Consider the following 10302-nt stretch of genomic DNA (forward strand, 5'->3'; position numbering starts at 1 on the left):
ATTATTTAAAACTACCAGTTCAAAAGGTGTCCGGTTCTCAACATTCACCGTAAAATCCTCCGGTACGTTGAGGGAATATTGAATCTGATTGCCTGAATGTTTCCATTGCAGTTCAATCACCCCGTCATCAACCGGAACGGATCCGGAACATTCGTCCAGACCGATGTCGGCAAACCGGATGGTTACTTCTTTTTCGAGGTAATCAATATTGCTGATTCCCAAAACATCGCGGTACAAAACATGTCCCAGGTAGGAGGCAAACCCGTGGTTGCAACTGGCATGTGCGCTCATATTTTCCCACAAAGTTCCGGTGATTTCCGCCATGGAGTAGAAATATTCCTGAATTTCATTCAGCAACTGGCTTTGCAAACCGTATTCCGACAAAATATCCATGCGCAGGTAATTGCCAATAAATGCGTTGGCGCGAAAAACATCGGGAAATGTTTTTGTATCATCGCGGTTGGGACCAAATTCGGTGATCAGTTTTTTCCACAAATCCGGGTGGGATTCGGGTGTAGCTATCTTGAAAAAGAAGGCGTAGTACTGACAAACTTCCGTAGTATTTTCTGTAACAACAAGCTCTCCGTTTTCACTGCGCACGGCGTTATCCACAAAAAACTCCCCGTTAAACGATTGCTCCAAAATGGCTTGTTTCACCTTTCCGGCTTTATTTAACCACTTGGAGTTCTGATACAGTTTTCCGGCTTTTTCCAGAGCAGCGCTATAAAGCATGTTGGTGGGGTAATTCACATCCTGCACAAAATCGTTGGCGCGCGACCATTCCACAAAAATCCAGCTATTCAGCTTTTCCAGCAGGCCTGTTTCGTTTTCAAACGATTCGAAATAATTCAGTAAAGCAGCAATTCGGGGTTCCAGCTTTGCAATCAGCTCCGGGTCTCCTCCCCTGCCGGCATAATCTTCAATCTGAACGATAAACCACAAAGCCCAGTTGGGAATAAACACCCCGTCGTTGTGGTCGGCAGGATAACACATGGGCAACATGCCGTCGGGCAGAAACTCAAAACTGCCGGCAAGCGCATAGTTTTCGTAAAAATTATGGGCTACATCCGATTTGCCGGTAAACCCTTTTTCCATGATGGCCATAAAATAGCTGTCGCACAGCCAGCCGGCCCGCTCGCGCGAGGGACAGTCCATGAAAATATCCACCGCATTTTGCCGGTAGGTTTGCCGGGCAGCATCGTAAATGGCGTTCAGTTTCGGATTGCTGCTGGCAAATGTTGCCCGCGCATCGTCAGGATAAGCATATTCCCGGATGTACAAATCCTCAATGGTGCAGTTCCCTTCTGTAACAATGGCTTTCAGGTATTTGAACGTGTAGGACTCAAAAGATTCCAGATTATAAGTTCCCGGTTCCAGCTCAGTAATCACCTGGTTGTTCACATCGGCCATCCGCTTTTTGGAGTTTACATCGCCTTCCGTCAGTATTTCATCGAAATGAAAAATGATGGTGGAAGGTTCGGAACAACTAATTCGACTTCCGATAAAACCCGACAGGTTGGTACCAAAATCGAAAGTGGCAAATTCATTTTCAGCCAAAACAACCGGGTTTTCCGTATATTTTTCTGATACCTCTGTCATGGTTTGAGAAGTTATTTCCTGCATCAATTGCGAAGGCAAAACTTCGATTTCCGGTTCCGGGTATCCTTTAAATTGTTCGCTGATGCGAACCAGCGACCGGTCTTTATAATACCGTTCCGGTTTTTGATAACCGACAGTTCCTTTGGCATAAATCTCCACAGGCTGCATGGTTTCAAACTCAGGCATTAACAGGTTTCTCGGAATCAGTTTTCCTCCGGGCTGTTCCGCAAGTTTCAGGGGATTAGGCGAAAAATCTGCCGACGTTTTCCAGTCATCAAAACCTTCGCCAATGCGGTAGTATTCGGTGAACGGGCGCTGAAAACTGTACCGTTCCACTTTCTGCAAGCGCTCTGTTAATTCAAAAGCCTTGAATCCCGGGTTATTTCCGGTGGCCAGAACCATTTTCCCGTCCGATTCCAGCTCCACCTGCAAAAACGACGGCTGGTCGAGGGTGTAGTAGGTGTTCACATTGTATCCGGCTACTTCAATGGCCAGTATGTTTTCGCCGGATTTCACCACATCTCCGATGTCGTATTCATCTACCCGGAAAAAACCGTGGGCTGTCCGCGCCGGTCCGTACCCCAGAAACTCACCGTTCAGAAAAACACGGTAAAGCGTGGAGGCGGTAACCCGCAGTGTAAATTCGCTGTTTTTTTCAGCCTGAAAAATCCCCTGAAAACCCAGCGTCAGGTTCATTTCCGTTTCACGACCTTCGGCCCAAACGGGCACGGCTTCTTTCATCAATTCCGGTTCGGAAACATCGGGAGATTTACATGCCAGTGCAAAAATTAAAAACAGTACCGAAAGATTTTTTATCATAGCCTATAATTTGTAACTCACTTTATATTTTCCGCTCTTCAAACCCACTCTTTTTTCTTCCATATCAACCCATTCAAATTCTTTTCCATCTACATTGTAATAGTTTGTTGAAGCCGGAATAACTACTTCGGCCTCAACGCCCACCGGAATTTCAATGTCCAGGTTCAGCATTTCGCCATCCAGGTTCCAGTTCACCACCAGTTTCCCGAAAGGTGTTTTCTGCGACGTGTTGGCCCAGGTTATACCATCGGGAATTTGCGGCTGAATACGAACCTTCTGGTAAGCCGGCACATTTTCTACCTGACAGATTCCGCCAATTGCCTGATAAAACCACGAACCAATGCCGTTGTAGCAGTTGTGAATATGGCTGCGGGCGCCATTCCAGTGTTCCCAGGTGGTGGTGGCGCCATTGTCGAGCATGTAGAGGTAGCCGGGGTAACCGCGCTTTTTCAGCATAGAGTACATCAAATCAGCCTTGTTGTTTTCCACCACCCATTCGGTCAGAACCGGCAATCCCACCAGTCCCGTGGCCAGATGCCCCTTCCGGTTCACTTCGATTTCATGATACAGGGAATTTTCAACAGCTTGCAACTTTGCCTCAGGAACCACGCCGGCAATCATCGGAAAAGCCAGGTCAATCTGCGTTCCGGTGGCATACGAATTGGTTGTTTCATCGAAAAATGTTTCATGAACTTTTTCCTGCAACTGTTTCTTTTTCGAAGCATAAAAGTCTGCATCCTCCGGTTTTCCCAGAACCCCGGCAATGCGTTCCATGTTGTCGAAACAAACAGCAATAAACGAATTGTTCACGAGGTCAACCGAAGTTTCATCAGTCTGATCAATTCCCTCCGGCGTAGCCCAGTCGCCAAGGTACCAGCCGCGATAATCGGTGTCGGGCCAGCGTTTCAGCAAGCCGTCAACTGTGTATTTTTCCACATAACCCAGCCATTTCTGCATCACCGGATAATATTTTTCCAGAACCAGCGTGTCGCCATAATTCATATAAGTTTGCCACGAAGCCGTAATGATAAACCCGCACCAGTAGGGACCTCCGCCTGCACGATACGGATTCGGGGCGGTGTGCGGCATTCCTCCGTCTTCGCGGATGACATCGGCCCAGGCCTGCAGCCAGTTGTTGTAAACCGGCGCCAGGTTAAACATAATTTGCGCCGTTAAGGTGGATGCATTTCCATCGCCGCCATAGCCGAGGCGCTCAATTTGCGGACAATCCACAAAATCGCCGCCCAAACTCAGGCATTGCAACGTATAAAAAAGCATGTCGTGAATGGCGTTCAAATCGGGATCGGAACACTCAAACGTTGCAGCCGGCTCAAAATCCGTATGAATCAGGTAAGCTTTGATGGATTCATCTGTTGGTTTTTCATTCAACCCGGTAATTTGAATGTATCTGAATCCGTGGTAATTGAATTTATTGATGAACGTTTCGGGCGAATCTCCCGAAGCGATGTACTTGTCCCATTGGTTCCGGTCGTTAAACCGTTCGCCGTTGATTAAATGGTCGCAATAATCCAGTTTAATTTCCTGCGTTTTTCGCAGATTTGGAAAATGAAATTCCACCCATCCGGTGAGATTTTTTCCCATGTCCACCAGGAATGTGTCCGGTGCAATTTCTTCGATGGAGACCGGACTAATGGTTTCTGTAACGGCATTTTGTTCGGTCATTTGCGGGATCGCCCCGTGGAATGGAATATCCACCAGCGAAACCGGCTGCCAGGGATTTTCGGGATTATCGGTTTCCAAATCATTTTTCGCCAGCACGCCATCTACTATTTCACCGCCAAACTGGTTGGGCCGCCAGTTGCCATGCCGCGTGTAGCTGCTCTTTCTTCCCTTCCAGTTTTCATCAGTTGCCAGAATAATTTCGCGCTGGTTATTTTCAACCTTTTCCAGTTGTGCCCGCACCACCGGACCGTTGTTGGCCACCCCGGGCAGGCCTTCGGTGTACCACCCACTGCCCAGCCAAAGAATTAACTCGTTTTTTCCTTTTTGCAGAAGTGCAGAAACATCGTAAGTATTGATTAACGAACGCTTGTCGAACTGTGAAACTGCCGGCGCCAGAACTCCCTCTCCCACTTTTTTGCCGTTGAGAAAAACTTCGTGGTAACCCAGTGAATTTACATGCAGGAAGTAATTGGAATCAGTTTCGTCCACTTCAAAAGTCTGAAAAAGTTGCGGACATTCACGGTAACCGTTATCCGTATTAAAGGCGATGTAAGAAGCTTGCCAGTCTGATTCATCCAGAAAACCTACACTGAACCGGGCTGGTTCGCTCCAGGCAGAAACATTTTCGGCTTCATCCCAAATCCGGACTTTCCACCAGGCGGATGTTCCGGAGTTTAGTTTTTGTCCCTGATAAGGTACAAAGATGGAAGCAGAGGATTCAACTTTCCCGGAATTCCACAAATCGGCCTTGTTTTCGGTTAAATTCGAACGTTCAGCGGCAACCAGAATCTGAAAAGCTTTTTGTTCGGTTCCGTTTTTTTCACTGCTGATTTTCCAGTTAAAACGGGGCGTTGTTTTGTCAATGCCCAGCGGATTTTGCAGGCTTTCGCAACGAACGTCGAACACTTCGGGGCTGTTTTTGGAATTGCACCCAACAATAAAAAGGAGAATAATCAGGGAATAAAAGGTAACAAATCGATTCATAACAGATGGTTTAGATTGTTTTTTATACTCACGATAAAAGTATTTATCTTTTTTTATCCGGCAATGGAAAACTTTGGAGATTGCAAAGAAGCCTTGGGTTTTACGCCCTGGCTTTAGCCCGGTGATCAAGGACAAATACCAGCAAATCTGGCTTTAGCCGTTAAGAAATTAAACGCTAAAGCTGGGAAAGGGGCGGAAAAATCCGATCATCGGGCTGCGCCGGTGAAAAAAAATTTTGCAACACAACTTCTGCCAGTAGTGTAAACCTACCCGAACTCCGGACCGCAAATCAGAAATTGCTTTTCAGAAATCTCCGGAGAATTTTCACCCAAAACCATCCGGACAAACTGCCGCTGTTTTATAAATCCGATGTTCACCAGCCAGTTTATTAACTCCATTTTTTCTTCCCAAACATCAACCACAACCGGTTGGTGCGGCAACTTGTTCAACATTTGTGACAAGAGTATTTTGGCCTCCCTTTCAGATTCAGCCGAAAGCGGCCCAACCTGGAAGAACCGGGTACCCTTTCGTCCCAAAGCAATTCCTTTAAATTCAACTTGTTGCGATAGGACCCACGCATTTTCCGAATTTTTCTGAATCAAATATTCTAATAGATTTTTCCGCCAATCACCAAAAACCTGGGCATCGTATTTAATAATTTCAGGAATATCAGTTGTTTGAACCACTGTTGGCATATTTTCATTTTCAAATTCCGGCAAATCCATTTCAAGTGATTCCAGAATCATCCTGTTAATGACCCTTTCATTTTTGAATCCGAATTTCTGATAAACAGGTTGACCTGCTGGCGTAGCATCCAGTTTAATGGTTTGGAATGATCTTAACCGGTTGAGCAATTCAGAAAGAAGCAATTTGCTGTATCCTTTTCCGCGGAAGGCCTTGTCAACCAAAACCATCCCAATCCATGCCACCCTTTTTTCATAATTCATGGCCGTGGCAGTTGCCACGGTTTTTCCTTTTTGCTCCAGCGCCAGGCATACATTTCCCGGATTTTCAATCAAAAATCTCCAATCCTTCTCCGTCTGGTTCCATCCTTCGGCATTTGAAAGCTCCCAGACCTGCGGAATATCCTGAACGGTTAATATTTTCAGGCCAGCCACTTGTCGAGATTTTCTTTTACAAAATCATCATCATTTAAATGAGGATAAGCGGCATACACACGATCAATTTCCTCTTTTTGACCAGGCGAAAGCGTTTCATTTTCATTGAGCGTCCAGACACCTTCCAGAAGTCCCTGCCTGCGCAGTGCTTCATGAATACCGGTAATGCAGCCTTTAAAATTGTTAGCCACGTCGAAAAAGGCCGCGTTGCAGTCGGTTATCTGGTTAGCCAATGCCAGCAAATCCTGCACGTTGTCCGATAACTGATTCTTCTGAATCTTTTCCAAAAGTTCAACGGCTTTACGAGTCCACACTGCCCAGTGCCCAAGCAAACCGCCAACAATTCTTTTCTTTACGATTTTTCCGTTCACTTCAAAACGATATTCCGACAACAAGTCAACCAGAATATTATCGTCGTTGCCCGTGTAAAGTGCGATGTCGTCTGCCCTGCCCGATTCGGCCACGCCGCGCACCACATCCAGCGTTTGGTAGCGGTTAAACGGCGCCATTTTTATGGCAATTACGTTTTCAATCTGTGCAAATTCACGCCAGAAATCAACGTCCAGTTTTCGTCCGCCCACAGCAGGTTGCAGGTAAAATCCAATAACCGGAATGATTTGCGCTACTTCTTTACAATGTTCAATAATTTCAGCATTTGAAGCTTCAGCAAAAGCAGCCACACTAAGCAACACCGCGTGATATCCGGTTTGCAGGGCAATTTCTGCCTCGGCAACGGCCTGGTTCGTTTTTCCAATCACCCCGGCAATCCGAATTACGGGTTTTTTGTTTTTTATTTCAAAGCGGGTAAACTCTTCCCTGGCAATTTCCAGAACCGGTTTGTACAGATTAAATTCGGGCAAACGAATTTCAAACTGGGTGGTATGCACTCCAACGGCCACACCGCCTGCACCGGCATCAAGGTAATAGCGCATCAGTGCACGCTGCCGGCGTTCGTCCAATTTCCGGTTTTTGTTCAGTGCCAGCGGAAGCGCCGGAATGACAACTCCATTGTGCAAAAAAGCATGCCTCTCCCCAGCCCTCTCCAAAGGAGAGGGAGTTTGACCGGTGATTTTTTTCAACTGTTCTTTCATGTGAAATAAGTCTGTTTATTATTCTTTCACCTCCCCTTCGGGGAGGCTGGCAGGGGCTCCTAATACTTCCCGTCCCGCACCTCAAAATACGTCGGTTTTCCCAATAACTTTTTATCCTCTTCCATCCAGCGGGCAGTCCATTCCATTACCTTTTGAACCGGAACATTTGGTTTTCCAAAGAACCGGAATGCCTGTTCAGCATTGCTCAGAAGTGCCGTTTCAGCTTCACTGCCGGTAAACTGAACCTCCTTGTTGAAAAGTTTTCCAAACTCCAGCGCCACATCACGCACCCGCAGGGTTTCGGGGCCGGCGATATTCACTATCCATGCCGGGCTGGCAGTATGTTCCATAGATCGGAGTACCATATTGTTAGCATCGCCCTGCCAAATTGCATTAAAGTAGCCCATGGTTAAATCAACAGGCTGATTGTTTTTTACTTTGGTGGCAATATCCACCAGCACACCATAACGCGGCTCCACGGCGTAATTCAGCCGGATGAGCGCGATAGGTGTCTTGTATTTCCGGCTTCCGTATTCAAACATTCGTTCCCGGCCCAGGCACGATTGCGCATATTCCCCAACCGGCTCCGGCTTGTTAGTTTCTTTTGAACCGCCCGAATCGACAGAAACCATTGGATACACGCACCCTGTGGAATAGGCCACAATCCGCGAATCTTTAAAATATTCGGCAACCAGGGCAGGCAAAAAGGAATTCATAGCCCAGGTCAGCGAAAGATTTTCTTCGGAACCGAATTTCATTCCGGCCAGGAAAAAAACATTTTTCACTTTGGGCAAACTTTCCAGATACTTTCGGTCGAGCAAATCGCCCTGAATGGTTTCAATACCCCAACTTTCAATTAAATCTTTTTCAGCCGGATTACTGAAACGGGAAACCCCGATTATCCTCTTTTTTATACCGGCCTCCAAACAGGCCCGTTTGGTCATGTGTGCCAGCGAAGGGCCAATTTTCCCGGCTATTCCCAAAAAAAGAATATCCCCTTCAAGCCTTTTAAACAACTCCACGGTTTCTGCCGAAGGACGGGATAAAAGTTCCTCCAGTTCTGCTTCGTTTTTTATTTTGTCAGGATAATCCTTCATCGTTTATAAAAATTTTTGTAATGAGAAAAAACAAAAATCAAACTTCAAAAAACAAAATAATCCCAAATATTAATGACCAAAAATCCAAATAATTACAATAGCTAAATCTTCTCTGAAAATGTATTGAATTTGATTTTTTTACTTTGTAATTTATTTGTGATTTGTATTTTTTCATTTGTTATATATGCTCCAAAAAGCAACCATCCAAAAAATAAAATATTAGTATATCTGAACCATAAAACGGTATATTTCAATATCATAATGACTGCAGATACCCGATAATCCGGCTGTACATCAAATAAACCATCAGGCTGATTAAAACAAAACCAAAAACGGCCAGAAAGTTTTGCCACGGGTTGTTTTTAAGCCGGCCCATTACTTTTCTGTTATTCAGAATCAAAAACATACCAAATGCGATAAGCGGAACAGCCAGTATGGAAGAGGCCTGGGCGAGAATCAGGGCATAAATCACATCTCCGCGAAAGAAAACGGCAATCACCATTCCCAAAAGCAGGGCAATGGTGGTAAATACTTTCGGCATTTTATCGTTCATGGTCCGGCCAAGCCCGAGCCCATCGGAAAGCAGTCCTCCCCCCATTACCGCATTCACCATTAGTGAAGAAAAAGCAGCGGCACACAACCCAATGCTGAAAATAATTTTGGCATAACTCCCGAAAAGCGATTCGAGCTGCATGGCCATATCAGCCGCAGAATTTACAGTAATTCCCAATGGGTGCAATGCAGTTGCAGAGGTAACTATTATTAAAATTGAAATGAGAGCCAGCATAAAAATTCCGGTGTACGAATCCCTGAGTCCTTTTTTCATGTCGGTAACTTTCCAGCCCTTATTTTGGGCCAGATAGGATTGATACAAAGCAGCATGCAACACAAAGGTGGTACCCACCAGTGCGGCAATTATATCAAGGGAATCGAACGAAAATGAACGGGGTATAAAACCACCGGCAATATCGCTTACGGCAGGTTTTGTAAGCAACAGGTTAAAAAGGAAAGCCAGAATCATAATCATAACCAGAAACATCATCAGCTTTTCGAGAACCTTGTACAGATTTTTTGCCCAGAAAAGCAGCACAATAGCCGAAGGAGTAAAAATGAGCGGCCAAATCCGTTCATCAATGCCGGTAATTCCCTGCATGGCAATGCCGACACCGAGGTTATTTCCAAACTGAAAACTGGATGCGGCCATAAACGCGGAAATACCGATTATCGCCGAAAACCACCTTCCGTAATTACCGGCAATGGATTGAAGTATGGAATCGTTGCTGGTAGTGCCAAACCGCGCACCCATGGATGTATAAATATACATGGAAATGGCAGCCAGTATAATTACCCATAAAAATGCATACCCGTGCTCCGAACCCATCCGCGAGGAAACCGTAATACTACCCGGCCCCAATACTACAGAAGCAATGATAAAACCGGGCCCGAGGGATTGGAGATAAAGTTTAAGTTTTTTCAACCAAGCCATATTCAATCGTTTTATTTTTAGTTTTTCCGTTTTAAAACTCCGGATCAAAATGTTTCAATATTTTTTGAAAAGCTAAAAATAATATCTTTACTAAGCCTGCTGCTATAGTTTGGGAAATATTTTTTTGAAAAGAGAAGGAAACAATCGTTGGGAAACCAATTTATTAGTAAAAATGAAAACTAAGGGATAGCCGAAAAAGATGCTTCTAAAACCATTTGCTTTGCGGCAAGGTTTACGATCACGCAAAAGTGATGGTGGATGACGTGAAGCCAGGAACTAGGTATTTCGAAACAATAAAAACCGGTTTGCTATTTTATCCTCCAAATAAGCACTATCTCATAAACTGTGTAAATGAAAATACCGGGGGTCGCGACCCCCGGTATTTTTTTGTTTAATTTAAATTTGCACAGTAATGAAAAAAGAAG

The 10302-nt window shown here is 45.2% G+C and carries 6 protein-coding genes; all 6 read right to left on the minus strand.

Annotated features, from left to right (window positions below):
* A partial coding sequence (locus ACESMA_RS20560; RefSeq protein ID WP_372950758.1) for a hypothetical protein occupies window positions 1–2418 on the minus strand: 2418 nt, incomplete at its 3' end.
* Window positions 2419–2421: 3 nt separating this feature from the next.
* Window positions 2422–5085 (minus strand): alpha-L-rhamnosidase, encoded by a 2664-nt coding sequence (locus tag ACESMA_RS20565; protein WP_372950759.1) that lies wholly within the window; start codon window positions 5083–5085, stop codon window positions 2422–2424.
* 266 nt (window positions 5086–5351) lie between these two features.
* Window positions 5352–6203 (minus strand): GNAT family N-acetyltransferase, encoded by an 852-nt coding sequence (locus ACESMA_RS20570; protein ID WP_372950760.1) that lies wholly within the window; start codon window positions 6201–6203, stop codon window positions 5352–5354.
* On the minus strand, window positions 6191–7294 hold the full coding sequence (locus ACESMA_RS20575; protein ID WP_372950761.1) for a dihydrodipicolinate synthase family protein: 1104 nt from the start codon (window positions 7292–7294) through the stop codon (window positions 6191–6193). Before ACESMA_RS20575 ends, ACESMA_RS20570 begins: the two co-directional genes overlap by 13 nt.
* A gap of 59 nt (window positions 7295–7353) precedes the next feature.
* Window positions 7354–8391: an NAD-dependent epimerase/dehydratase family protein gene (locus ACESMA_RS20580; protein WP_372950762.1), complete on the minus strand. Its 1038-nt coding sequence runs from the start codon at window positions 8389–8391 to the stop codon at window positions 7354–7356.
* A gap of 256 nt (window positions 8392–8647) precedes the next feature.
* On the minus strand, window positions 8648–9877 hold the full coding sequence (locus ACESMA_RS20585; RefSeq protein ID WP_372950763.1) for an Nramp family divalent metal transporter: 1230 nt from the start codon (window positions 9875–9877) through the stop codon (window positions 8648–8650).
* Window positions 9878–10302 lie beyond the last annotated feature (425 nt).

The organism is Mariniphaga sp. (assembly GCF_041687215.1).
GTDB lineage: Bacteria > Bacteroidota > Bacteroidia > Bacteroidales > Prolixibacteraceae > Mariniphaga.

Coding starts and splice junctions, on each gene's coding strand:
- ACESMA_RS20565 (WP_372950759.1), bottom strand. CDS start 5,085: ATGAATCGATTTGTTACCTTTTATTCCCTGATTATTCTCCTTTTTATT.
- ACESMA_RS20580 (WP_372950762.1), bottom strand. CDS start 8,391: ATGAAGGATTATCCTGACAAAATAAAAAACGAAGCAGAACTGGAGGAA.
- ACESMA_RS20585 (WP_372950763.1), bottom strand. CDS start 9,877: ATGGCTTGGTTGAAAAAACTTAAACTTTATCTCCAATCCCTCGGGCCC.
- ACESMA_RS20575 (WP_372950761.1), bottom strand. CDS start 7,294: ATGAAAGAACAGTTGAAAAAAATCACCGGTCAAACTCCCTCTCCTTTG.